The following is a 26,370-nucleotide window of genomic DNA, read 5'->3' on the forward strand; positions in this document are numbered from 1 at the left end:
CGCGAATCTTCGTGTTTCTTGCTTGTGTCATGAAGCGATTTTTTATTCTTAGATATTGTTTATGTGGAAAATGTTCCTTCATAATATACTAATTATGTGCCATTTTCTATGACAGAATGATTCATTTATATTCTGTAAGGGTTGTTTGATTGCGTTGGTCTTTTAATTTTCCTTTACCGGTTTGTTCCAATTTAAAGGCGGTTTCATGGTTGATGATTATTTCAAAATAACGATTTTCTTTCCACTCTCGTTGATAGTTTTTAATAATGAAGACTTTTTTAGAGGGGATTTGTTGATTGGTATTATCGAGAAATTCATATTGGATCTTATTATCCGGATCAATTTCGGTTGGATCTACCATACCGACTTGATGTTCATTATTGATGTTATCAGAAATAAAATTTACCAAATGAGAGTATGGATCTTTAGTCGGATTTTTTTCTGTGATAAATTGATCGCCATATATTAGGAGTTCTTTTTCAGTCATTTCAATATATTGAATCTGACTGCTCTGGAGCGAGTAAAGACCATAAAAGTCAGTTGGTGACAATGAGTTGGCGTATACAGTCATATTTTGAAAAAGCCAAAAAATAAGGAAAAGGAAAATATAAGTAAACTTTTTCATAAGACCACTCCTTTTCTATATACTTTTGCAAACCCAAAAATGAATTTCAATTAGCGAAAATATGATTCATAGGCTTTAGCACAAAAAACCATCCGCCATAAAGGCGGATGGTTTACGTTTTACAAGCTTGTATTAGTTTTGGATTCGTCTTGATTGGGTTAATCGACCGAGCAAGAGAGCGAAGGCGAAGCCGACTAAAGCAGGGATTAGCCAGCCAAAACCGTGGTTGAAGAATGGAAGCCAATGGTTAGCGGAAGCTAAGAGTCCTGCCAATTGAGCTCGCAAGCTCCAACTGCTTGGAAAAGCATTGATAGCATCCATGCAAGCTGCTACTAGGGTGAAGACCAGGGTTATCTGATACACACGAGGAGTAAGGCGGTGACCAGGATCTATAAGGGTCAAGAGAATTAAAACCATCGCGAGCGGATAAATAAACATGAGCACCGGAATGGACAATTCAATTAATTTGGTTAAACCGACGTTAGCGAAAATTGCTGGTAAAACACAGGCTGTCGTCAGATAGAAGCGATAAGGCAATTGGGGAAACATCTCATGAAAGGCTTCGGCGACGGCTGTTGCTAAACCAATTGATGTTTTAAAGCAAGCAACAATGACGATAAGGGCTAAGAGGACTGAACCGAAGAGTCCCAAATGTTCTTGAGCTATCTGAGCCAAGGCAATCCCGCCATTCTCTGACAAGGGGAATTGACCTAAAGATAAGGTGCCGGCTAGAGCTAAGCAAGAGTAAATCACAATCATAGCAACGACAGCAATTGAGCCACCTTTAATCATGGCTTTGGTTACATCTTGAGCTTTTTGAAAGCCGAGACTGCGTAGATTTTCAATAATGATTGCTCCAAAAGCAATGGCTGCTAAAGCGTCCAAAGTACTGTAACCATCGCGGAAGCCTTGTAGGAAGGCTTGTTGCTGATAGGCCACTTGCACCGCAGCACCGCTAACGGATCCGAGTGGATGAACGAAGGTAGCTACTAAAAGGACGGTCAATAGGATTAAAAAGGTTGGATTTAAATATTTACCAATGTAATCCAATAACTTAGCTGGCCTAAGAGCTAACAAGAAGCTGAGACTAAAGAAAAGCAGAGAAAAGATCATCAGTGCCAAGGTCTGATGCTGGGGAGCTAGGAAAGGAGCTAGACCAATCTGGAAGGAAGTGGTGGCTAACCGCGGCATCGCGAAGAAAGGGCCGATGACTAGATAGAGTACAACGGTAAAGAAATAAGCAAAAGGACGACTAACTCGTTGAGCTAAGTCGAAGACACCTTGAACTTGAGATAGGGCGATGGCGAGTAACCCTAGGAAGGGAAGGCCCACGCCGGTTAGAATAAAGCCTAAATTAGCTTGCCAAAGATTGTGTCCGGCTACTTGGCCTAAATGAACGGGAAAAATCAGGTTGCCAGCCCCAAAGAACAAGCCAAAAACTAATGAACCAATAAAGAAATAATGCCTCAATGATCGATTTTTTTCCAATTCATTCACATCCCTTACAAAAAGTATTTAATGGCACTAACTATAGCACAGGGAATATGATAATACAATGTGTAAACTCATGATTTTCTCATAATTTTTACAAATGATGACAAATAAAAAAAAGCTAGCCATAAAGGCTAGCCCTTAAGTAAATCCGGTGGTGCCGTTTGTAAATATAGATGTTTTGAACCCGCATATTTACGCAGGTGGGCTCTGGAACAATAGGGTCTGACTTCCAAGTGAAAAGGCCTGTCATAGCTATTGGTCACTCGATCCCAATGTATCAATAAAATGTTCGGTCAACACAGTGTATATATCTCGTACACCTCAGATATTACTTAACTATGATTAAATTATAGCATAGATTTTATTATTTGCAATATCTATGCACGAGTAATTGATAAGAAAGTGGATAGTTAAACAAATGGTAGGGTTTTCTTGGTTTGTGAAACTATCCTTTTCCTGACTTAATTTTATTATAGTATTGAGCCAGAGCTTCTTCATATTTACCGGTTGGATCGGCTTGGAAATAGTGGCGATCGCGAAGGATTTCGGGAAGGTAGTCTTGCTTAACCCAGTGGCCGGGGAAGTCATGAGGATACTGATAACCCAAGCCGCGTTTTAATTTCTTCGCGCCCTGATAGTGAGCATCCCGCAAGTGATCAGGAACTTGACCGACGGCACCCGCTTGAATATCGGCTATGGCTGCATTGATGGCACGATAGCTAGTGTTAGACTTAGGGCTCAAAGCTAATTCAACGACCGCATAGGCTAGGGGAATTCGGGCTTCTGGCAGACCTAACTTTTCCGCTGCTTCAACAGCCGCAACGGTGCGCTCGGTAGCTCCTGGATTGCCTAAGCCAATATCCTCGTAAGCAATGACGAGCAGACGCCGACAGGCAATTAAGAGTTCACCCGCTTCAAGTAGGCGTGCTAAATAATGGAGAGCAGCATCGACGTCGGATCCGCGAATCGATTTCTGTAGCGCGGAGATAACATCATAATGAGCATCGCCATCTTTATCGTGGGTGAGGCGTTTGCGCTGTAAACATTCTTCAGCGATTTCAGCCGTCAGTACAATTTGACCGTCTTCATTGGCCGGTGTGGATAAGACCGCTAATTCCAAAGCGTTTAAAGCCGAGCGGATGTCGCCGTTGGTGACATTAGCAAAGTGTTGTAGACTGGTAGAATCAATGGTGACCGGGTAGTTACCCAATCCTTGTTCCTTATCAGCTAGGGCTCGTTCAAGTCCTTGAACAATTTGGTCAGGCGTGAGCGGATAGACTTCGAAGATTTGAACCCGGCTACGGATAGCGGGATTGATGGCAATATAGGGATTCTCGGTGGTTGCGCCAATCAGAATAATCCGTCCATTTTCTAGATGGGGTAGGAGATAGTCCTGCTTGACTTTATTTAAGCGGTGGATTTCATCCAAGAGTAAGATGACAGTACCGGACATGCGGGCTTCTTCCACCACGACTTCAAGATCCTTCTTGGCATCGGTCGCCGCGTTTAAGGCCCGAAAGGCATACTGGGTTGAACCAGCGATAGCTGAAGCAATCGAGGTTTTACCAGTTCCGGGCGGCCCATAGAGAATCATGGAAGACAAGCGTTTAGCTGCTACCATGCGTTGGATTATTTTTCCTGGGCCAACTAAGTGGCTTTGACCCAAGACGTCTTCAATTCGTTTAGGGCGCATGCGATATGCAAGGGGCTGTGGCATAAGACGGCCTCCAATCTAATTTCATTCACTAATAGTTTACTAGAGTCAAGCTCTTAAAACAATTTTTGCTAATCCAAACCAACATTCAAATGGTAGATAGAATATTTTTCTGGTTTTTCCAACCTATTTCTGTTAAAATAGTCAGCGTTAGTTTTAGCAAATTTTTTGCTAAGATGGTCTACAAATCAGCTTAAGTAAGGTATAATGATAAGGAAAATGACAGGAGGGATGCGAATGATATATCTTGATTATGCGGCGACATCACCGGTACGACCAGAAGTGCTGGCTCGTATTCAAGAGAGCCTTGCTCATCAATTTGGCAATCCTTCAGCTGTCTATAGTATTGGAAAGCAAGCTAAGCAAGCACTGAGACAAGCTCGCAATCAATTAGCTCGTGCCCTAGGCGTATCTGCAAAAGACATTTATTTCACCTCGGGAGCAACAGAAGCGAATAACTGGGCTATTCGGTCCCAAGCTTACCAAGCGCGACACCTAGGCTTGGGTGATCATCTGGTTTGTTCCGCGATTGAGCATCCATCTGTCATGGAGGTATGTCAACAGTTGGAACAAGAAGGCTTCCAAGTGACTTATATTAAGCCTGATGCTAATGGAGAAATAAAGGTCGACGCTTTTCAAGCGGCATCGACGGACCGGACAACGGGGTGGATCTGTATGGCAGTCAACAATGAAGTAGGCGCCCAATTGCCCATCCATGCCCTAGGCCAAGCAGCTCAAGCAGCTGGTTATTGGTTACATGTTGATACGGTCCAAGCTCTGGGGCAGGAACCTTGGGTTCAAGAAGGCTTCCAGTGTACTTCTTTTGTAGGGACAGGTCATAAATTTTATGCTCCTAAAGGCATTGGCTTTCTAGTTTATCAACCTTGGAATCCTGAGATGACGCTGACTGCTTTGATTCGTGGTGGCGGTCAAGAAATGGCTCTGCGTTCGGGTACCGAGAATTTAGCCTATATTGAGGGCTTGGCACTCGCTATGGAACTAGCGGTAGCAGAAGCGGGAGACAAAACCCAACACTTCGACCAATTGACCCGCTATCTTTTCCAACGCTTAGATGAGAGTCAGATTGCATACCAACGCAATGGCGATTCGCAAAATCAAGCTCCCTACATTCATTCCTTATGGTTTGAAGGGATTGAAGCCAGTCAAATCTTAATTCAGATGGATTTAGCAGGTATCTGTTTATCGGCGGGCTCCGCTTGCTCGGCCGGGTCAGTCGTCAATTCCCGCATACTTCAAGCTTACTATCCTGATCAAGCAGACCGGTGGCATCAGTCGATTCGCTTGTCTTTCGGTCGCGATAGTCAAACAGCGGACATCGACGCCTTTATCGACCAATTAAAGAAATTATCAGAGAGGAAAATGACAACATGGCATTTGCAAAACAAGCAAGCTTAATGGGTTTCAACCGCACTTTCGCCGTTAGCCCTGAATGTAAACCTTATACCCTTCGTGACAATGGCTTCCAAGATACTAAAGGGGGCAATTATCAATACAAACGCCCACTTGATGTTAACAATCGTCACGGTTTGGTTCTCAAAGTGACGGTTAAATCCGACTTACAAAGCTTAAAGATTTCAACCGTGAACAACCAAGGCTTATCAACTGTTAACGTGATGGATTTACAAAATAACGAGATGGTCGTTGAGAAGATTAACTATATCTTTGACGGTTTTGTTGACCGCCACGTTTTCGTCGAATTAAACAAGGAACAAGCAGAATAACATTTTTTGAGGAGAACGAACTTGGGCCAGCCTTCAAGGCTCCTAAGCCTCGTTCTCTTTCCACTTATCCAACCTAGAAGGAAGGATGACACAGAAAGGAGTCAACATGACAGATAAAGCGAATACCCGCGTAGTTGTGGGCATGAGTGGAGGGGTCGATTCATCGGTAGCCGCTCACTTATTGAAAGAAGAGGGGTACGATGTGGTCGGTCTCTTCATGAAGAACTGGGACGATACCGATGAGAATGGGGTCTGTACAGCTACTCAAGATTATGAAGATGTGACCTTAGTGGCGGAAGCTTTGGGTATTCCTTATTATTCCGTTAACTTTGAGAAAGAATATTGGGAACGGGTTTTCGAATATTTCTTAGCTGAATATAAGGCAGGGCGAACGCCGAACCCAGATGTAATGTGTAATAAAGAAGTGAAATTTAAGGCCTTTCTTGATTACGCCATGGACTTGGGCGCGGATTATATTGCTATGGGACACTATGCCCGCACGCGACGCGATGAAAATGGCATCGTTCACTTGCTAAGAGGCGTGGACAATAACAAGGATCAAACCTACTTCCTCAGTCAATTGTCTCAAGCTCAACTACAAAAAGCTCTCTTCCCGGTCGGAGATATCACTAAACCGCAAGTACGCGAAATCGCGGAAAAATTAGATTTAGCAACTGCTAAGAAGAAAGATTCGACAGGCGTTTGCTTTATTGGGGAGCGCAACTTCAACGAATTTCTGGCTAATTATTTGCCTAACAAGCCGGGTAAGATGGTCACCTTAGATGGACAAGTTAAGGGAGACCATATGGGTCTGATGTACTATACTATTGGGCAACGGCAAGGTTTAGGTATCGGTGGTGGCGGCGAATCCAATGAACCATGGTTCGTGATTGGTAAGGACTTGACCACTCAGACCTTGTATGTGGGACAAGGCTTCCATCATCCAAATCTCTATGCGGATTATTTAGAAGCATCGCAAATATCATTTACTACTCCTGAAGAAAAACCACTCGAATTCAAATGTACGGCCAAGTTCCGTTATCGCCAAGCCGATATTGGTGTGACCGTTCAACTAAGTCCCGACCGACAATCAGCCAAAGTCATCTTTGATCAACCGGTCCGGGCCATTACACCGGGACAAGCCGTCGTCTTCTATCAAGGTGAAGAATGTTTAGGTGGCGGTATCATTGATGCGGCTTATACCAAAGACGGCCAAAAGCGCCAATATGTTTAAAGCATAAACAAAGCCATTTAAGCAAATGCCATACTAGGAAGGAGGAAGATTGGGTGAAAGCAGAATTTGAGCAAACGCAATTACTTGCTGATCAAGAAGTCTTGATTGGCCAAGTGGATGCGATTTTCTTCGAGAATCCGTCTAACTTCTACAAGGTTTTACGAGTGACCTTAGATGAGGCGAGTTCAGCAGACTGGCAAGTCGATGAAATGATTTGTACGGGTCAATTTACTAATCTTCATCTAGACGCGACCTATGAATTTTATGGTCAGCGGACCTTCCATCCTAAGTATGGCGAACAGTTTGCAGTGAGTCGCTATCAACAAGTTACACCGACGTCAGCCCAAGGACTAGTCGACTACTTATCCAGCGACCGTTTCAAAGGGGTAGGGCAAGTCCTGGCTCAGCGGATTGTCGATACGCTCGGGTTACAAGCGATTGATTTGATTATTCAAGACCCCAATGCCCTCAAACAAGTCAAGGGGATGACTCCGCAAAAGCGGATTGATATGCGGCAAACCCTTCTTGCTCACCAAGGGACTGAGCGGGTCTATATGCAACTGAATGAGTGGGGCTTTGGACCGAAATTAGCCGAGAAGATATACCAAACATTTCAATCTGCTGCCGTGGATAAGATTAAGGAAAATCCCTACATCTTAATTGAAGAAATTGAAGGCATTGGGTTTAATAAAGCTGACCAATTAGCGGAAAACTTGGGTTTTGAAGCTCTAGCTATCGAGCGCTTAATGGCTGGGATTCTGACGGCTGTCCAAGAACTGTGTTATCAAAATGGCGATACCTATGTTCTTGAAGCGGTGGCCCTTAAGCAAGCTCAGCAGATATTAGAGCAAGCCCGCCGAGTTTTAATCGAAAACGATCCATTAATGCTAGCCTTGGATAAAGCCATCCTTGAAGAGAAAATCATGCGGCTTGATCAGGCCTTGATGATACCTAGTCTCTATTATGCTGAGATGGGAATTGTGGGCCGTATTGATCAATATTTACGCTATGAACAAGTTCTCCAGTTCGAAGCGGACCAGATAGATCAAGCCTTCGATCAAACGATTCAGCTGACGGGAATTCCTTACGATGACCAACAGAAAGCCGCGCTAAAATTAGCGATTAAATCGCCAATGTCAATCATCACGGGTGGACCCGGAACAGGTAAAACGACACTAATCAAGGGCTTGTTGCAGATGCATGCCATCCTGCATGACTATGACTTAAGCACACTGGCTAATGATCCTGATTTTACGCCGATTCTCCTAGCTGCGCCGACAGGACGAGCAGCCAAGCGTATGCAGGAAATGACAGGACTGCCTGCAGCTACTATTCACCGCTTGATTGGCTTTAACCGAGAATCCTTGGTAGAGGACTTTTCTGCTAACGAATTGGAAGGCAAGCTTTTGATTGTCGATGAGATGTCCATGGTGGATACTTGGTTGATGAATTGGCTCATGCAAGCCATTCCTTTTGAGATGCAAGTGGTCTTCGTGGGGGACCAAGACCAACTTCCATCAGTTGGTCCGGGTAAGGTCTTCGCAGACTTAATTGCCTCCCAGCAGATTCCAACTATCTCCTTGACTAAGATTTACCGGCAGGCTCAAGGGTCTACCATTGTTCAACTGGCCCATGCGGTCCGTCAAGCCTATCTACCGGACAATTTATTAGAAAAACAGGCTGACCGGTCCTTTATTCCTTGTCATACTAATCAAGTCGCCCAAGTAATCAGTCAGATTGTTAGCTCGGCCCAACGCAAAGGCTTTGATGCGACCACCCTGCAAGTTTTGGCTCCTATGTACAAGGGACCAGCAGGCATCAATCAGTTGAATGCCATGTTGCAAGAATTGATGAATCCGCCTAAAGCCAAGAAGCGAGAATTAGTCTACTTTGATAAAGTCTTCCGCGTGGGGGATAAAGTCTTGCAGTTGGTCAATAATGCGGAAGAGGGCGTCTATAACGGTGATATCGGTAAGATTGAGTCCATCTTCTTAGCCAAGGAGACGGATTCCAATGCCGATGAAGTGGTGGTCTCCTTCGATGATGATAAGGAATTAACTTATAAACGCAGTGACCTAGATCAACTCACCTTGGCCTACTGCTGTTCCATCCACAAGTCGCAAGGGTCGGAGTACCCGCTCGTTCTCCTACCGATGGTGGATTCCTATTACCGGATGTTGCGTAAGGATCTCTTATATACGGCCATTACAAGGGCCCAACAATCCCTAGTCTTGATTGGTAATCCCGCTTCTTTCCAAGAAGCTGTCAGCAAAGTACAAGTGCCACGTCAAACTTTCTTAGCCGACCTTCTACAGGTTAAGCTCAAAGACAAGGCGCCGGCCGTGGCTTATCAGGTGGAAGCTGAGCATACAGAAGAGGATCAAGTGCAAGAATCCACGCAGACATTCCAGCTTAAGCAAGCTGAAACAAGTGACAAAGAAAATAATAAAAGTTCTGTTGATGCGGACCAAGAGCCGATTTCAGAGTATCGCCTAACCGAGGAATTGGTTTGGACGGTGGATCCGATGATTGGCATGGATGGCATCAGTCCTTATGATTTTATGCCTAAAAATGAAAGTAGCACGCTCTTTTAAGAGGGTGCTGCTTTTGTGTTTTAAGGATTTAACGTAAAAAAGAACAGCCCATGAATGGAACTCTCACAAGAGATCGTCTTTCAATCCTGACGGATTTCCAGACTAAATCCACTAGGCAAGGCCTAAACAACAAGTTGTTAAAGCCTTGCACGCTACGTGGATTTTCTTTGAACTTGTGGGAGTTATTCATAGCTGTTCTATTTTTACTAAAAGGAGGATGATAAATGCAGAAATGAAAAGATCGAAAAAGTAAAAATGAATTAATTAATTTTAGGGTTAGTTATGAAATGTCAGATTAGATAGGAGGAATATAAAATGCCTAATTATTCAGAATATCGATTTCATGAATACTATAAAGAATGGGTTGATTTGTATAAAGTTGGAGCGGTAAGAAAAGTAACTTTGGACAAATATAAATTGACCTATAAACACCTAGTAAAATTAATTCCTGATTTGCTTGTCTGTGAATTGGATAGACGAAATTATCAATTTCTGCTCAACAAATTTGCTGAAACACATGAAAAACAAACAACTTTAGATTTTCATCACCAATTAAAGGGAGCCATAGCTGACGCTGTAAATGATCGCTTAATTGAAAGTGATCCAACCAGAAAAATTGTGATTAAAGGAAAAACACCAGCAGAAAAGAAAATCAAATATTTAAGCCAGTTTGAATTGCAGAAATTAATTGAACAATTAAAGTTGGGTCCTAATCCAAATATTGATTGGTTAATTCTGTTAATAGCTAAGACAGGACTACGTTTCTCAGAAGCCTTGGCGGTTACACCTAAAGATTTTGATTTTAACTATCAGTTAGTTACCATTAATAAAACTTGGAATTATAAAGAAAAGAACGGAAGTTTTCAAGAAACCAAAAATGAATCATCTCAGCGTAAAGTACAAATTGATTGGAAGACTAATATGCAATTTGCGCAATTGGTCTCGGGTATTGCCGAAGAAACTCCAATATTTGTCAATAAGCGTATATTTAATTCAACGGTCAATAATCGTTTAAGAATATATTGTGGTCGAGCTGGGATACCAGTTATTTCAGTTCATGGCTTACGCCATACCCATGCGTCATTATTATTATTCGCCGGTGTTTCAATTGCTAGTGTAGCAAGGAGATTAGGACACTCGAATATGACAACGACTCAACAAGTATATCTTCATATTATTCAAGAACTAGAAAATCAAGATAATGATAAAATCATGCGATATCTATCCAGTTTGAATTAAATTGTAGTCACTAAAGGCACTTTTAAGTGCCTTTTATAATTTTGTTGAAAAAATTTGAGGATGAAGAGTGATTGAATTATCTATATCATCAAAGTACTTCCCAATTATTTCTTGTTCAGTTTTACTTGATAAAGAAACTGGGAAGTCAATAAGTATATTTTGATTAAGATGCTTAATGGTTCCTCCTGTGGCTCTTTGCTTAACATAACACATCAAATAAGGCGCTTTTAAATATTGAAAAAGATATTTTCTATCCACCTTATTTTCATCTCTAATTTCTATATTAAAAATTCCAGCATTTAGTGTGGCAGGTTTCTTTAATCCTTGGACATATGCTACTTTTCCAAGGGTACCGTCTTTTGTGATCAAGATACACCCATCAGTGATTTGAATATGTTTGTCCTGTTCAAATCTTTCTTTTTTAACATAATGACATTTTGAAAAATTTATTCGTCCATCAACAAAGTCCGTGCCCGTTATAAGCATATAATCACCATTGTCTAAAAACTCAGATGTTCTAAGATTTTGCCACCCTATTCTTGCATACATAGTTGCAATCTCAGATAACTTACGTTGTTCCCAAGAAATAATATTTGAAATAAAATAACCGAGACAGGCTTCAAAAAAATATTAATTTTTTTGAAATACATCTATTTTTCAAGGGGAAAATAGTGTCAAAATACTTTTTATGATGAAGAGTGATATTAGTGTCAAGATTAGAGAAATAATCTGATAATCTTTCTTGTTCAGATTTGATTGGGAATAAAATATTCAATTTTTTTATTTCTTCATTTCTGATATGTACCACAGACTTACCCTGAGCTTTTTTTGCTAATTCTTTTTTCGTTCTTCCATTAGAAAGTGATAATGCTAAAAATGTAGAATTAATAGTCGGATCAGGATCAATGATATTTATGTCTCCACCAATTAAAACTCCTTCAACTGCAACAGCTGAAGCTCTCGCAATATCTTCTGAAGTTTCACCCGAAGCAGGAACAATTACTTCTCTACCATGACTGATTATAGAATTTTCTTTTTCATCTACAAAAGTATTAATTGTCTTTATGGTTGTTTCATAATTTGTATAAAGCTGACCATATAATATTATTGGACTCCCTTCTTTTATCAAATCAGACTTTGAATACCCAATCCCTTTTCTAAATCTTGCTGATTTTTCTAACACACGCTGTTCCCAATAAAGTTCATTTTGCGTTATAAACGCTTCTTGAGTTTTGTAATTTTATAGAATTACATATTGATTTTTATGGTTTATGTGATAAACTAATGATAGTTACATATGTAATTCTATTAAATTACAAAGAAGGGGCGTTTGATGAAACTAAACGAAATATTTTTAATTAATGCGGGAATGAATATTACTCGCTTAAATAAAGAGTCTTATGATGGTGAAAAAGTCTATTCAAATGAAGATATCATTAATGACCTTTGTCATGTATCAAATGATAATTCAGTAAGCAAAATTAAGTTTGAAAATCGTTTTGTAGTGAGAAAAGGGGATATATTATACAATCTGGCAACTTCCAAAGCCTCGGTTGTCAGTGAGGCCAATCAGGGCAAATTATTTAATCAAAACTTTGTTCAGTTAGTTTCACAAACAGGGGACGTTGATTCAAAATATGTATGCTTTATTCTTAATGAGTCTCAACTAATTAAAAAGCAAATGTATAAACAAATGCAGGGGAGTACGGTGCCTAAATTAACACCTTCCATACTAGGTGAGATTGATATAAAACTTATTGAACTAGAAAAACAAAAGCTGTTAGGACATATTTACTTTTCGATGAATCGACTAGCCTATCTATCAGAGTTAGAAAGTAGTTTGCAGCAAAAATTAATGACGAATATTTTAACAAAATACGAAAGTTGAGGAACCAATATGGGAGCAGAATTGAATCAAAAATTATTTAGCGCAGCCGATAACTTAAGAAGTAAGATGGATGCTTCAGAATACAAAAACTATTTATTAGGATTGATTTTCTACAAATATTTATCAGATAAATTACTGATTAAAGTAGTAGAAACTAGTTATCAATCCTTGGAAGAATATGATACTCCAGACAAACAGACAGAATTGTATAAACAAATTTTAGCAGATGAAAGCAGTAGGGAGGCAGTTCGTGCAACGCTGATTGATAAGTTGGGGTATTATATTGAACCTGACTATTTATTTAATGTGCTAACAAATCAAGCCAAAAAGCAAATCTTCCAATTAGATGATTTGAAGAAAGCTTTCAATGCTTTATCTGCAGAATTTGAACAGTTCAATGGCTTATTTTCTGATATCGATCTAAATTCAAATAAACTTGGATCAGATGACCAACAACGCAACATTACGATTACAGAGGTATTAAAAAAGTTAGATGACATTGATGTTATTGGTCATCAGGGGGATGTGATAGGGGATGCCTATGAATTTTTAATCAGCCAATTTGCTGAACAAGCAGGGAAGAAGGCAGGGGAATTCTATACGCCACACATGGTATCGGATATGATGGCACGCATCGTAACAATAGGGCAAGAAGACAAAGAATTATTCTCTGTTTTTGACCCGACGATGGGGTCAGGATCCTTAATGCTCAATGTGTCTAACCATATCAATTATCCAGAAAATATCACCTATCATGGTCAAGAATTGAATACCACAACCTACAACTTGGCTAGAATGAATCTAATTCTTCATGGGGTTTCAAGCAAACGGATGCGATTAAGAAATGATGATACTTTGAATAAAGACTGGCCTAGTGATGAACCCTATACTTTTGATACAGTCGTGATGAATCCACCGTATTCAGCTAATTGGTCGGCAGATGATAGCTTTTTGGATGACTCGCGTTTTAATAAATATGGTAAATTAGCGCCTAAATCGAAAGCTGATTTTGCTTTTCTACTACATGGTTTTTATCATCTAAAAGAGACGGGAACGATGGCAATCGTCTTGCCACATGGTGTCTTGTTCCGTGGAGCAGCAGAAGGAATTATCCGCAAGAAATTATTAGAAGATGGTAGTATTGATACCGTCATTGGTATGCCAGCAAACTTGTTCTTCGGCACTTCTATTCCTACAACTGTAATTATCCTCAAGAAAAATAGAACAACTCGCGATGTCTTATTTATTGATGCGAGCAATGATTTTGTGAAAGAAAAAAATCAGAATAAGTTAACAGAGGAAAACATTCTTAAAATTGTAGAAACCTATAAGAACCGTGAAAACATAGATAAGTATGCTTATCTAGCTTCATTTGAAGAAATTAAGGAAAATGATTATAACTTGAATATTCCGCGCTATGTGGATACTTTTGAAGAGGAAGAGCCTATTGATATGGTTGCGCTAAATTCCCAATTGAAAGAAATTCGCCAAGAAAAAGAAGCCCTTCGCAAAGAAATCTACGACATGATGACTTCTTTAGTTGCTGATGAAGAAAACGAAGAGTGGCTAAAAAATGCATTAGAGGTGTTCAGTTATGACCGATAAGAAAAAACCGGCAATTCGTTTTAAGGGATTTACGGATGATTGGGAACAGCGTAAGTTTGGTGACATTTGGAAAAATACGTCTAATAAAAATAAAAATTTAGATTATAACGAGAATGATATTATTTCTGTAGCAAATATGAAATTTAAAAATGTACAGAATAATACCTCTGAAGATTATTTAAAAACATATAATATTCTAAAATATGGAGATATTGCTTTTGAAGGAAACAAATCAAAAGATTTTTCATATGGAAGATTTGTACTTAATAATATTGGAACAGGAATTGTCTCTCACGTTTTTATCACGTTTGAACCAATACAAAAAATTGGAATTGATTTTATGAGATACTATATAAATTATGAGGGAATTATGAAGCATATTTTAGTGAAATCAACTACTAAGACAATTATGATGACAACATTAATTGTTTCAGATATTAAAAAACAAAATTTATTAATTCCAGATTTATATGAACAAGAGGAGATAGGACTTTTATTAACAAAAATTGATAATTCAATCACTCTTCATCAGAAAGAGCTTGAGATTTTAAAAGAAATGAAGAAAGGTTTGCTTCAAAAATTATTTCCAGATGGAGAAAATACGGTTCCGCGTATTAGATTTGCTGGATTTACTGACGATTGGGAACAGCGTAAGTTGAATTATTTATTAGATTCAGATGAAGGGTTAAGGAGAGGGCCATTTGGTAGTGCGCTAAAAAAAGAATTCTTTGTTTCTGATGAAGAATTTGTTGTCTATGAGCAGCAAAACGCAATATATGATAGATATACTACACGCTATAATATTAGTAAGGAAAAATTCTATGAATTAAAAAAATTCCATATTAAACCTGGTGACTTTATCATGAGTGGTGCTGGAACCATTGGAAGGATTTCGCTGGTACCATCTGGAATTAAACCAGGGGTTTTTAATCAAGCTTTAATAAGATTAAGGATAAATCATTCAATTACTGACTCAATGTATTTTTTACATTTTTTAAAAAGTGAAGAGACTCAAAGACGATTAACTTCAAGAAATCCAGGTTCAGCGATGGTAAATTTAGTTCCAATTTCGGAATTAAAGGAATGGACAATTAGTGTACCGAAGAAAACTGAGCAAACATATATCGGCCAGTTAATTGAAAAAATAGAAAATTCAATCACTCTTCATCAACGTGAGTTGGATATTTTGAAGGATATGAAGAAAGCTTTATTACAAAAAATGTTTGTTTAAGGAGAACAGCTATGAAAAAAATTAGCTACTTAGATGAAGCAGCGGTAGAGCGTGAATTAATAAGAGTTCTAGGTGAAGGACATAATCAATGGACTTATCGGGATGATTTGAAGTCTGAGGCAGATCTTTGGCAAAATTTACGCAATAAGATTTGTCAAAATAATGTTTCTGAAATCGGCGAACATCCTTTAACGGATGTTGAATTTGAAAAAATTAAAGCTGAACTCTTATCACGAACTCAAACCCCTTTTGACGCTGCAAAATGGTTAAAAGGCGAGAATGGAATAGCTAGAATTTCGATTGAACGGGAAGATATTAGACTCGGATCAATGTCTTTAATCCTCTTTTCAAATTGTGATGTTGCCGGAGGTATTTCTTCTTATGAAGTGGTCAATCAGATTGCAACTAAAAAGAGTCGTGAAAGTGCTAGGGATCGACGTTTTGATGTAACACTCCTGATCAATGGCCTACCTATCGTTCAAATTGAATTAAAACAAGTTACGGCTAAAGATGGAGTTTTCCAAGCTTTCAATCAGATTAAGAAATATGCTGAAGAAGGTCTATTCAGAAATAATATCTTCTCTACTCTTCAACTATTTGTCGTATCGAATGAACAAACAACACGATACTTTGCTAATGCCTTGCCTAAAAATATGCACGAGAAGTTCTTATTTAGTTGGCGAACCAAAGATAATAAGAAAATTGATAATCTCTATGAATTTTGTAAGCAAGCCCTCACTATACCTGAAGCGCATAGGTTAATTTCTCTTTATACTATTGTAAGTGATGATCATTATAATAAGGTTCTGATGGTTCTACATCCCTATCAGATTCATGCGATTGAGGCTTTGTATGTTGCGGCCAATAAACATCAGTCGGGTTATGTTTGGCATGCGACGGGCTCAGGTAAAACATTAACCAGTTTTGTCTCCACAAAACTTTTAGCTCGAAAAACGGGCATTGACCGTACCATCATGTTAGTGGACCGTAAAGATTTGGATAACCAAACGACCAGTGAATTTACTAAATTTGCCTCTGAATTTAATACCGGACTTACTTCAGGGAATTCCAAAGAAAATAGTCTGATAGTGGGTACGGGTAGCGCACAAGAATTGAGTAAGGCATTATTAGCCGACGCAAATTCAAATGTTGTGATTGTCACGACTCGGCAGAAATTAGATGCTGCTTTGAAATATGCGCGAAAACAAGAAGAGGCTAGTGGCAAAAACCGTTATGAAAAACTAATGGGTCAACATATCGTATTTATTGTCGATGAATGCCACCGGGCTTTAAGTGCGGAAAATATGAATGAGATTAAGGCCTTCTTCCCGAATTCAACATGGTTTGGATTTACGGGCACGCCAATTTTCGAAGAGAACAAAAAGCAAGCCAAGGGACAACTCGCCCGTACCACCTTTGATCAATATGGACCGGTTCTTCACACCTACACAATCAAAAATGCGTTGGAAGATGGAGCTGTTCTAGGCTTTCAAGTTGAACACGAAGACACGATAGAGAAGACGTCATTAGATAATCGTATTTATAGTGAATTTAAAATTGATGAGAAATATGCGTCCTATACCGACGACGCGATTAATCAAAAGATTGATGAGATGGATCCTATTGAAAAAGAAGAACGCATTGGATCCTATGTATATGAACAAGATGAGCATATTTATGATGTTATCAAAAAAATCCTCCGTCCGGACAATGCCTATATGAAATTTGATTTTAAAGAAGGTAAACCAACCAAATCAGCCATCTTAACGACAAGTTCGATTGATATGGCCAAACGCTATTATCATGCGATCAAAGAATTTACGAGTGATCCAGATTGGTTAGTTAAGCAATTTCCTGATCAAGCTATTCGACAGGGGCGCACCATGAATGATCCTGATTTCCCTCGGATTGCGATTACTTATTCCTTAGAAGAGAATGCAAATAATGCGGCGGAACAGCAAGCCGAGATGCAAAAGATTATTGATGACTATAACGAGTACTATCAAACTTCCTGGTCGATTGCGGAGATGAATCGATATAATGGCGATATTAATAACCGCTTGGCTCGAAAGAAAGCAGAGTTCCAAAAATTTGGTAATCATATTGATTTGGTCATTGTCGTTGACCGGTTATTAACAGGATTTGATGCGCCAACAATTCAAACCTTATTTGTCGATCGTAATCTAGAATATGCTGGTTTAATCCAAGCTTTCTCCCGAACTAATCGAACCTATCCGGGTAAGAAAAAAGGACTCATCGTTACTTTCCGCAAACCAGCTACAATGGAGCAAAATGTTGCTAATGCGACTCGTCTATATTCAGAAACGAAAGAAGATTCTGGTTTAATTTATCCAACTTACGAAGCATCGAAGAAACAATTTAGACAAACCTATAAGAATTTCCATTCGTTCTTATTAGAACATATCGATGTTGACGAACATTCTCCTTTAGAACAACGAATTGACTATATGAAAAACTATCAACAATTCGTTAAAGCTTATGAAGCAGTGATAACCTATGATGAATTTAATGATGAAATTCAACTTTCTAAGGAAGTCCAACGCCAGGTAAAATTAATTGAAACGAATCAAGGTCAATATGAAACGATAAAAGCTTCAGTAATAGTGGAAATTGGGCCAGACGTTCCACCAGTAAAACTTCTAGCTGAGATTGAATTCTTCTCCGGTTCATCTGTAAAACTGTACGATATTGATTCGGCTTTTATCGATCAATTATTAGGAGATTACTCGGCTAACAATACGAGTGCACGCAAAGAAATTGAAGATGCTCTACAAAAATTGAATAAAGTAGAAATTGTTAAATCAGTTTACCGCCGTATCTTGAATAGTTATGACGAGGGTGAAATCTCAGAGGATGAGAGTGTATTTAGTGTTAAGCGTAGATTTTTCTATGTGAAGAAAGAAGAGTTTATAAATGACTTCGCAAAACAATGGTTTGCCTCGGTTAAGGAACTTCATACGTCCGCTTTGCAGTATATTAGCGGTATGGATGATCTTCCTAATTTAGATCGGATTTTGGATAGTTTAGATTTCAAGTCTTACCAGCAACAGAAACAAGGAGCGAATCCATTTGTATATCAGCAAGAAGCTAAGAAAGCATGGCGTACATTACTTGAAGATAGCTTAGTTCCATTAGAAAATGAGTTGAGATAAATTAATTGAATAGAAAATACAATTCTTAAAATGGGTAGGTGTAAGATGAGTACTTCGAAGAATTTCAATCTGTTTTTAATGGATGGGGAAGTAACAGGGAGGATAAAGTGTACCTTATCCAACTGGACAGGCTTGGCTTTTAAAATACCCCGTCCGGCCCTTGATCGATGTAAAGATCGAGGAGACTTAAAACAGAGCGGTGTTTATTTCTTATTTGGCAAAAATGATCGTGGTGAAGAAGAAGTTTATATTGGCCAAGCTGGAATTCGAAAAAACGGAGAAGGCATCCTTTATCGGGTTTCTGAACATTTAAAAGATCAAAATTACTTTAGTGAAGTTGTGATGCTGACTACACAAAACAATTCTTTTGGTCCAACCGAAATTAGTTATCTTGAAAATAAATTTACTCTTTTAGCTCGAGAAAATGATCGTTATATTGTTAGAAATTCCAATGAACCCAATATTGGCAATGTTACAGAAGAGAAAGAATCAGAGTTAATCGAGTTTATTGAATATTCAAAGATTGTTTTAGGTGTCTTGGGGTATAAGATCTTTATTCCGTTGGTTAATCCTTTGGTTGAAAATAATATTGATGGCGAGTTATTTTATCTGAAAAGAAAAAGCAAAAAATCAAATCAGGAAATTCATGCAATGTGTAAGCAAACCAGCGAAGGCTTTGTTGTATTAAAGGGCAGTATGATTGAGATGATCGATTCGGATTCTCTGCCGAAATCTCTCCAAGCTTTAAGAGAACAGTTAATGTTAACTGGTGAAATTTCAAATGGTATTTTGCAGAAAAATCAATTATTTGCTAGCCCATCCTATGCTTCTAACTTTGTATTAGGAATGGCGTCCAATGGTCGAATCGATTGGAAAAATAAAAATGGAATAACGTTAAAGATGTTGGATGAAATTGAAGCTGAAAATTCAAAATAAGATGGGTTTAATTATTTAATAGTAGGCAATATTAAATAGGACAACAGAGTGAGTTGTCCTATTTTTTTATTGAATTATTATGTTAGAATATCCCTGTATGGAAGGGGTTGGGTGTTGTGGTAGATAAGCAGGTTAAGGGGATGCAAGCCGGGGCCATGGTGGGGCTTCTGGTTGAGTTGCTGTTGTTGGCTCAGGGGAGACAAGCGGTCTGGTTGAATTTGGCGCTTGGTTTGCTGTGGCTTATTGTGGCTCAATTGCGTCTCTTTCTGATCAGTCGGCCGACTTGGCAAGTGCTGACTTTCTGTGGTGATGTGGCAATCTTAGCAGGTCTGGTGCTTAGTTTGCACCAGCTGTCATGGCTGGGGTTGGTGCTCACAATGCTAGGGGCGGTGACGGTCTGTCGCAGTGGTTTGGTCTATGGTTTGATTAATGGGGCTATGCTGGGGTTAGCAGCGTATCAGCTTGTGACGACTCAGGCGTCGGTGGCTCCTTTAGTGGCCATGGCGCTCGTCGCTATCTGGCTTTGGTGGGCCCGGACTCAGTGTCTCGCCCATCAAGAAAGCCAAGGGGCGCAACAAGCGGCCATGGCGCTGGCTTTGCAAGATCAGATGCGGGCCCAGGAAGAAGACTTATTTGCTATCCGTCAGGAATATATCCAAGCGGAACGCCAGCGAATTTCCCGTGATTTGCATGATTCGGTGGGCCATAGCTTATCGACTATTATTGTTCAATTAGGGGCGATCGCTAAGTTGAGTGAGCAGTCCAATCCGACGGTCACCCAGATGGCGTTACAACTTAAGGACTTTGCTAGTCAAGGACTGCAAGAGGTTCGCCAAGTAATCCATGATCTCAAGCCTTTGAATCATACGGACCAATCTCTGGTTGAGGGTTTGCAGGCTTTGCTAGATAATGTCGCGACTAATTCGAGTCTCAAGGTCGATTTTCGCCATAATCAAGCGACTTGGGATGTGGACCCCATTCAATATCAGGCCTTGTATCGGGCTTGCCAAGAATCGATTGCCAATGCCCAGAAGCACGGGCAGGCTAGTCAAGTCAATCTAACTTTGATGTTTGCTGAACAAGAATTGGTCTTAACTATTCAAGATAATGGCCAAGGTTGCCAGACGATTCAACCCCATATGGGCTTAGCCAGCCTGCGTCGACGCTTAGAAAGCTTGGGCGGGCAAGTGCAATTTTCGTCACAAGTCGGTCAGGGTTTTACCACCCGTCTTGTGCTACCTCGTCTTAAGGAAAGGAATTAAACCATGACAGACTTCATAAAATTAGTGATTGCCGATGATGAACCCTTAATTCGTGATGGGCTCAAGATTATGTTGGAGAGTCTGCAAGATATCCAAGTAGTGGGCTTGGCAGCCAACGGCCAAGAAGCCTTTGATTTGTGCCGTCAACATCAACCGGATGTCGTCTTAATGGATATCCGTATGCCTCAATTGAATGGGATTGAAGGGACGCGTCTGATTAAAGGAGCCTATCCAGGAATTGCTGTGCTAATCTTGACGACTTTCCAAGACCGAGACTACATCACCCAGGCTATGCAACTAGGAGCCGCCGGTTATCTCTTGAAAGATAGCGATTATCAGGAAATACATCATGGTATCCATCTGGCCTTAAGCGGCAAGATTGTGATGGATCAGACAGTGACGGCTAATTTGATAACGACCATGCCTGCGGCAGATACAAAACCTTCTTTACCAGCTGACCTCGATTTGTCAGCTAAGGATCGACAATTGCTTCGCTTAGTGGCCAAAGGCTATAACAACAAGGAGATTGCGCAAAGCTTATACCTGTCAGAAGGGACCATTAAGAATAACATCAGTCAATTATTGTTGAAAGTTGGCGTTCGAGATCGCACTCAACTGGCCATCTTTGCCCATGAACATCATTTGAATTAAGTACAAATAAATAATGGCTCCCATACTCTATGAGTGATGGGAGCTTTTTTGCATGTATGGTGGTGGACAAGGGTGACTTAATTTGTTGCCAATCGTGACTTTAGTCATGGTCACTCGTGACTTGGGGGACTAGGGTCTAAGTCCTTCATCCACTATAATAAGACTTGTAAAAGAAAGGGGAATGAAGATGACCTATTTGAAAGTAACCAATATTAGCAAAGCTTATGGGACACAACAAGTCCTCCAAGATGTCTCCTTTGAGATCCAGAAGGGTGAACGCTTTGGTCTGATAGGGCCCAATGGGGCAGGAAAGTCGACCTTGATTGATATTATTACGGGTTTAATTAAAGCCGACCAAGGGCAAGTCGTCATTGATGGCCAGAATATTAAAGGCCATCTGGCTCAAATCCGCGGGAAGATTGGCTTGGTTCCTCAAGATATTGGCTTAATTGAGAATCTAACTGTTTATGATAATTTATATTATTTTGCTTGTTTATATGGTTTGAGTGGCCAATCCCTCAAAGATAAGATTGACCAAATTCTCCAGGCTATGGGCTTAGAGGATGCAACCAAGAAGAAGGTCAAGGAATTATCGGGTGGGATGAAGCGTCGCTTGAATATTGGAGCGGCTCTCTTGCATGATCCTGAGTTCTTGATTTTGGACGAGCCAACGGTGGGCGTGGATCCTCAGTCGCGCCAACGCATTTTCGAATTCTTGAAGCAGCTGAATGAATCTGGCACCACCATTCTCTATATTTCTCATTATATGGAGGAAGTGGAGGCGCTCTGTCATCGAATCTTTTTATTAGATCAAGGCCGTCAAGTAGCTTATGGTACTCAAGATCAGGTCAAGGCTTTAGTCCGCCAGTCCAATCGGATCCGCTTTGAAATTGATCGTGTTCCTGCCAATTTGACTGCAGTATTAATGGCTCAGGACAATGGTATCAAAGAAGTGCAGAGTGAATGGAATCAAGTCAGTCTCTTAGTAGATGTGACTATCTTCTCCATGATGAAGTTGATTAAGTGTCTAGAAGCTCAAGACTGTGTGATTAAGTCAATCTATGTAGAAGATATTTCCTTGGAAGAAACCTTCTTACAATTGACCGGTAAGCGACTACGTGATGAATAGGAGGGGTAGAGATGCGGGTATTTATCCAAGGGTTAAAGGCCAATTTGTTGTTGGCAATGAAGCAATTTCCCGTTTTGGCTTTGGCTTTTCTACTTATGCCTTTGGTCCTTTCTTTCTTTATGGCTAGTTCCTTTCAAAATTTGTACGCGGTTAAACCAGAGGAACTTCATATTGCTGTTAAGCTTAACAATCAAGACCGAGGACCGGTTGGGGCCAGTCTAGTCTCGACTTTCAAACAATTGGATCAAGTGGGGGTCATTGATTTGACTACGGACCAGGAGTCGGCCGACTTTACCCTAATTTTTTCTGAAACACTCAGTCGTTCCTTGCAAGATAAGCAAGCGGCCAGTCAAATCAAACTTATTTTGGCAAAGAATGCCTCCCAATGGGAAGGAGTTTTGCTTAAAGATTTGCTCAACCAGTTGCTTCAAGTTCAAGAGCAAGAGCAAGCTTTGGTCGAAGGGACAGGGTCAAAAGAAGAAGCGCAAGCTATGATCCGGAAAAGTCGCCAAGCAGTCCAAGACTTAGTCTTTCAGCATCGATCAGTCGATGGCAGGCAAGCGCCGACAAGCCACCAATATTTTGCCATCGTTTATCTAGCTTTTCTTTTCGTGATGTTCTTTAACAATATGCTTGTTTCGGCGACTAAACCTGAATTTTCGGCTTTTTATAAGCGTTTGAATCTCTTGCCTGGTTCCTTAGTCAGCAAGCAAGCCATGATGATCCTTTCGGATCTTCTTACCTACACTTTGTTTGTTCAGCTTTATATGTTGATATGGAAAGGGCTGGATCCAACGGTCTTTCAAGGGTCTTGGTTGGCTTATCTCCTAGTTAGTATGGCTTTTATCCTTCTTTTCATTAATTTAGCCCAACTCTTAAGTCATTTCTTTGTCGAGAAAGCCGCCGCTGCTTTAAATATGTTTAATTCACTCCTTATGTTAGTCTTCACAGGAGCGTTACCCCTCAATCGCTTAGCTAATCTACCGTCCTTGAACTTTCTTGAGGAGAACTGGTTGAAATCAAGTTTGATTGAACCCTTCTTAGCTATTCATAATGGTCAAGCTGGACTAGCCATTCTACCTATTTTGGCTATCTTATTGGTTATATCGGGCTTCATATTTGCAGCCTCGATTGCTGTGATTCGAAGAAAGGAGGCCTACTAGATGAATGCTCTTCGCTTCTTTTATTTTCATATCCGACGGTTGGTTAAGGAACCCTCGAGTTTAATCAGCATGGTCTTGTTGCCGGCCTGTATCGTCAGTCTCTTTATCTTCTTGGATGCGAATCAACAAGCTAGCTCGGCCAATCAGGATTCGCCGACGGCGACTGTAATCCTTCTAGCTGAGGGAAATGAAGACCTTGGCAAGTTGTTGGATGAGCAAGAATTCAATGTTAAACCACTGACTTATCAAGCTAAAGCCATCAAGCAAGTTCAGCGTGGGATGGCTGGAGTAGTCTATGTCATACCGGCTCATTATTCCAAAATACTTCAAGAAGGGCATCCGTCAGCTATCCAAGTTTTCCGGCGTGATAAGGCAACACAATCACAACTATTCGAACAATTACTTAGAGATTGGGTGGCTAAGCAAAGTTTAACGGGTCAGCTCAAGGCTAAGAAGCTTAACCCCAATATGATTGAACAGCCTTTGAAGACCCAAGTGAAGGTGATTGAGCAAGGTAAGGAAGTAGGAGACAAGCAAGGATTGAGTCAAGTTGTCTTGTTACTCGTTTACATCTTATTAAGTGGTATTGTAGTTGGGGTGGATTTAGTTACTTTCAAGAAAGATGGTAGCCTTCGTCGGTCCTTAGTTTCGGCTTTGCCGGGTTGGCAGTTAACCTTAGCTTTTCTCTTAGCCAATGCTAGCTTTATGTTGCTGGTTAATGCGCTATTTCTGGGTGTTTTAGCAGTCTATTATGCTTTTCCCTTAGCCTATATGGGTCAGGCTCTAACATTAATCCTCTTAGCTATTTTATTTTCTTGTTCCTTAGGCTTAGTTTTGTTTAGACTTTTCAAAGATCCGCAATTATGTATGAGTTTGGGTACGTTAGTTTGGTTGCTTATCTTAGGCTTGGCCTTTATCAGTCAGAAAGAAGCCTTGGGAATCTGGCATCAGTTAGGGTTCTTATCACCTTTTGCGTGGATGGTTCAGATTCTCGACCGCGGGCAATATTTTCCTGGTGTTTTGATTATTCTGTTGATGACAGGTGCCCTCTTTACGGCAGGAAGTTTACAATTAGAAAAATACGTTCAAGAATAGAAAGGAAGAAATATAATGAAACAACAAGAATCAGGTTACAAAGTAGGAAATATTTTGAAGTCATTGGGATTGATTATCTTTGTTATGATCGTGAACACGCCGCCAATGATTATGGTTATGCAGCAAGATAAGTTAAGTACCATGCATATTTGGTTAGGATGCGGGGTTTGGTTCCTCGTGGCTTGCGGGGTGATTGCCTTCTTATGGCATCACTATCATGCCTCATTCTTCGTTCAAAGTCCTCGCTTAAGTGGCCGCGACTTCTTGATTGATTTCGGCTGGGCGGTCCTGGCCTTTGTGTTAGCGGTAGCTGGAACCTTGCTATTGCAGAAATTAACCGGGCAAGCGTCGTCGGCTAATGACCAAGCTATCCAACAGATTGCTCTAAAATTAAAAGATGCTCCACTACCTTTAGTGGCTTCCTTTATCTTAGGCATCGGGGTTATGGCTCCTATAGTGGAGGAATTAGTCTTCCGCGGTTTAATCAATCACCAATTATTTAATAAAAACCAAACTATCTGGGCAGGAATCGTGACTTCAGCTTTATTCGCGGTGCTTCACATCACCAATTTGTATGAATTTTTGCTTTACTTACCGATGGGTCTGATTCTCTTTGCCTCCTATCACCGTCAAGGCAATATTAAAGATTCCATGGTTGTCCATCTCATCAACAATATCCGTGCTTGCTTAGCCATCCTCTTTATGTTGATGAGTTAGGAATCGAAGGGATACAAGATAGCGGTCTTTAGATAAGATCGCTATTTTTTTGTTGGTGGGGAAAGACTGTATGAGATGAGCTGGCGAGTCATCTGCTTGTCAATTTAACTTCATTATGGTTAAAATCGAGCTAGGAGGGGATGAGATGACAGAATTTGAACGTTTAAAAGCTCAGATTATGGCTGATGAAGCCAACCAAGACTATACCCGCCAAGGCTATGAACCACTCTTTGTCGCGCCGTCCCAAGCGCGAATCATGATTGTAGGTCAAGCCCCAGGTATCGCTGCCCAAGTGTCCAACAAGGCCTGGAATGATCGCAGTGGCGATCTCTTACGTCAATGGTTGGGCATTGATGAATCGACTTTCTATGACTCTGGCTTGCTGGCTCATGTGCCTATGGATTACTACTATCCTGGTAAAGGCAAGTCCGGCGATTTACCACCTCGCAAAGACTTTGCGGCTAAATGGCATCCAGCGACCTTGGCCTTAATGCCTCAGTTACAAATGACTATTCTAGTTGGCCAATATGCCCAGAAGTATTATCTCAGCAAAGACCGTCAAGTGAATCTTACGGAAACCGTCCGCCATTACTGTGATTATTTGCCAAGATACTTTCCTTTGGTGCATCCGTCACCACTCAATATCCGTTGGCAAAAGAAGAATCCTTGGTTTTTAGCTGAGGTGGTGCCTGTTCTACAAGAAGTAGTGGGGCAAATACTGAGATGAATAATAGAAAGATAAAAAAAGATTTGATTAAGAGGTTTTTATTATTCGAAAATGGGTGAAGGAAATATTATTTTGTTTGTAACAGCTAATTTTTATTTGAAGAAAATTTATAAATATTTGATTTTAGCAATTTTTTTATTGAAAATCCAAT

Annotated in this window: 22 protein-coding genes and 1 other RNA gene; 17 read left to right on the forward strand and 6 right to left on the reverse strand. The window is 40.2% G+C overall.

The annotated features are described in order from the left end of the window. Positions 1–121: 121 nt before the first annotated feature. The 4 genes from EIH20_RS01460 to EIH20_RS01475 form a co-directional block, all read right to left on the reverse strand. Positions 122–625: a hypothetical protein gene (locus EIH20_RS01460; RefSeq protein WP_124057587.1), complete on the reverse strand. Its 504-nt coding sequence runs from the start codon at positions 623–625 to the stop codon at positions 122–124. Between the two features lie 132 nt (positions 626–757). After that, a complete protein-coding gene (gene brnQ / locus EIH20_RS01465) occupies positions 758–2,122 on the reverse strand; it encodes a branched-chain amino acid transport system II carrier protein (RefSeq protein ID WP_478212817.1) in 1,365 nt (454 codons plus the stop codon). A gap of 138 nt (positions 2,123–2,260) precedes the next feature. Continuing rightward, positions 2,261–2,450, reverse strand: a non-coding RNA gene (ssrS, locus tag EIH20_RS01470) — 6S RNA. 114 nt (positions 2,451–2,564) lie between these two features. Then, a complete protein-coding gene (locus EIH20_RS01475; protein ID WP_124057589.1) occupies positions 2,565–3,836 on the reverse strand; it encodes a replication-associated recombination protein A in 1,272 nt (423 codons plus the stop codon). Positions 3,837–4,070: 234 nt separating this feature from the next. On the opposite strand from EIH20_RS01475, the gene EIH20_RS01480 reads away from it, so the two are divergent. The 5 genes from EIH20_RS01480 to EIH20_RS01500 all read left to right on the forward strand — a co-directional run bounded on the left by EIH20_RS01480 (position 4,071) and on the right by EIH20_RS01500 (position 10,642). After that, positions 4,071–5,249: a cysteine desulfurase family protein gene (locus tag EIH20_RS01480; RefSeq protein ID WP_124057590.1), complete on the forward strand. Its 1,179-nt coding sequence runs from the start codon at positions 4,071–4,073 to the stop codon at positions 5,247–5,249. After that, positions 5,222–5,575 (forward strand): cysteine desulfurase, encoded by a 354-nt coding sequence (locus EIH20_RS01485; RefSeq protein WP_124057591.1) that lies wholly within the window; start codon positions 5,222–5,224, stop codon positions 5,573–5,575. The genes EIH20_RS01480 and EIH20_RS01485 overlap by 28 nt, the downstream gene beginning before the upstream one ends. A gap of 106 nt (positions 5,576–5,681) precedes the next feature. Next, on the forward strand, positions 5,682–6,809 hold the full coding sequence (gene mnmA, locus EIH20_RS01490; protein ID WP_124057592.1) for a tRNA 2-thiouridine(34) synthase MnmA: 1,128 nt from the start codon (positions 5,682–5,684) through the stop codon (positions 6,807–6,809). Positions 6,810–6,862: 53 nt separating this feature from the next. Continuing rightward, entirely contained in the window at positions 6,863–9,403 is a 2,541-nt protein-coding gene (recD2, locus tag EIH20_RS01495; RefSeq protein WP_124057593.1) for an SF1B family DNA helicase RecD2, read from the forward strand. Positions 9,404–9,718: 315 nt separating this feature from the next. After that, positions 9,719–10,642: a site-specific integrase gene (locus EIH20_RS01500; RefSeq protein WP_124057594.1), complete on the forward strand. Its 924-nt coding sequence runs from the start codon at positions 9,719–9,721 to the stop codon at positions 10,640–10,642. Between the two features lie 33 nt (positions 10,643–10,675). Here the strand turns inward: EIH20_RS01500 and EIH20_RS01505 are convergent, their stop codons facing one another. Then, on the reverse strand, positions 10,676–11,191 hold the full coding sequence (locus tag EIH20_RS01505) for a restriction endonuclease subunit S (RefSeq protein WP_124057595.1): 516 nt from the start codon (positions 11,189–11,191) through the stop codon (positions 10,676–10,678). A 70-nt stretch (positions 11,192–11,261) separates the two neighbouring features. Beyond that, positions 11,262–11,825, reverse strand: coding sequence for a restriction endonuclease subunit S (locus tag EIH20_RS01510; protein ID WP_164470835.1), 564 nt, complete (start codon positions 11,823–11,825; stop codon positions 11,262–11,264). Positions 11,826–11,975: 150 nt separating this feature from the next. Here EIH20_RS01510 and EIH20_RS01515 point away from each other — a divergent pair, with 150 nt between their 5' ends. The 12 genes from EIH20_RS01515 (at position 11,976) to EIH20_RS01570 (ending at position 26,219) form a co-directional block, all read left to right on the forward strand. Next, the gene (locus EIH20_RS01515; protein ID WP_124057597.1) at positions 11,976–12,530 is read left to right on the forward strand and encodes a restriction endonuclease subunit S; all 555 of its coding nucleotides are present in this window, start codon (positions 11,976–11,978) and stop codon (positions 12,528–12,530) included. Between the two features lie 9 nt (positions 12,531–12,539). Beyond that, entirely contained in the window at positions 12,540–14,135 is a 1,596-nt protein-coding gene (locus EIH20_RS01520; protein WP_124057598.1) for a type I restriction-modification system subunit M, read from the forward strand. Further along, positions 14,125–15,366 (forward strand): restriction endonuclease subunit S, encoded by a 1,242-nt coding sequence (locus tag EIH20_RS01525; RefSeq protein ID WP_124057599.1) that lies wholly within the window; start codon positions 14,125–14,127, stop codon positions 15,364–15,366. The genes EIH20_RS01520 and EIH20_RS01525 overlap by 11 nt, the downstream gene beginning before the upstream one ends. A gap of 11 nt (positions 15,367–15,377) precedes the next feature. Beyond that, on the forward strand, positions 15,378–18,539 hold the full coding sequence (locus EIH20_RS01530) for a type I restriction endonuclease subunit R (RefSeq protein WP_124057600.1): 3,162 nt from the start codon (positions 15,378–15,380) through the stop codon (positions 18,537–18,539). Between the two features lie 45 nt (positions 18,540–18,584). Beyond that, the gene (locus EIH20_RS01535) at positions 18,585–19,475 is read left to right on the forward strand and encodes a GIY-YIG nuclease family protein (RefSeq protein WP_124057601.1); all 891 of its coding nucleotides are present in this window, start codon (positions 18,585–18,587) and stop codon (positions 19,473–19,475) included. A gap of 116 nt (positions 19,476–19,591) precedes the next feature. Further along, entirely contained in the window at positions 19,592–20,737 is a 1,146-nt protein-coding gene (locus EIH20_RS01540) for a sensor histidine kinase (protein WP_124057602.1), read from the forward strand. A gap of 3 nt (positions 20,738–20,740) precedes the next feature. Then, the gene (locus EIH20_RS01545) at positions 20,741–21,388 is read left to right on the forward strand and encodes a response regulator transcription factor (protein ID WP_124057603.1); all 648 of its coding nucleotides are present in this window, start codon (positions 20,741–20,743) and stop codon (positions 21,386–21,388) included. A gap of 187 nt (positions 21,389–21,575) precedes the next feature. Continuing rightward, positions 21,576–22,517 carry an ABC transporter ATP-binding protein gene (locus EIH20_RS01550; protein WP_124057604.1) on the forward strand — a complete coding sequence of 314 codons (942 nt, stop codon included), beginning with the start codon at positions 21,576–21,578 and terminating at the stop codon, positions 22,515–22,517. A gap of 11 nt (positions 22,518–22,528) precedes the next feature. Beyond that, positions 22,529–23,680, forward strand: a complete 1,152-nt coding sequence (locus EIH20_RS01555; RefSeq protein ID WP_124057605.1) for an ABC transporter permease — start codon at positions 22,529–22,531, stop codon at positions 23,678–23,680. Continuing rightward, complete coding sequence (locus EIH20_RS01560) at positions 23,681–24,775, forward strand: ABC transporter permease (protein WP_124057606.1); 1,095 nt, start codon at positions 23,681–23,683, stop codon at positions 24,773–24,775. A gap of 15 nt (positions 24,776–24,790) precedes the next feature. Then, positions 24,791–25,492: a CPBP family intramembrane glutamic endopeptidase gene (locus tag EIH20_RS01565; protein WP_124057607.1), complete on the forward strand. Its 702-nt coding sequence runs from the start codon at positions 24,791–24,793 to the stop codon at positions 25,490–25,492. A gap of 145 nt (positions 25,493–25,637) precedes the next feature. Beyond that, a complete protein-coding gene (locus tag EIH20_RS01570) occupies positions 25,638–26,219 on the forward strand; it encodes a uracil-DNA glycosylase family protein (protein ID WP_124057608.1) in 582 nt (193 codons plus the stop codon). The last annotated feature ends 151 nt before the right edge of the window (positions 26,220–26,370 follow it).

This window comes from Vaginisenegalia massiliensis, from assembly GCF_900604935.1.
In the GTDB taxonomy this organism is placed as follows: Bacteria; Bacillota; Bacilli; order Lactobacillales; family Aerococcaceae; genus Vaginisenegalia; species Vaginisenegalia massiliensis.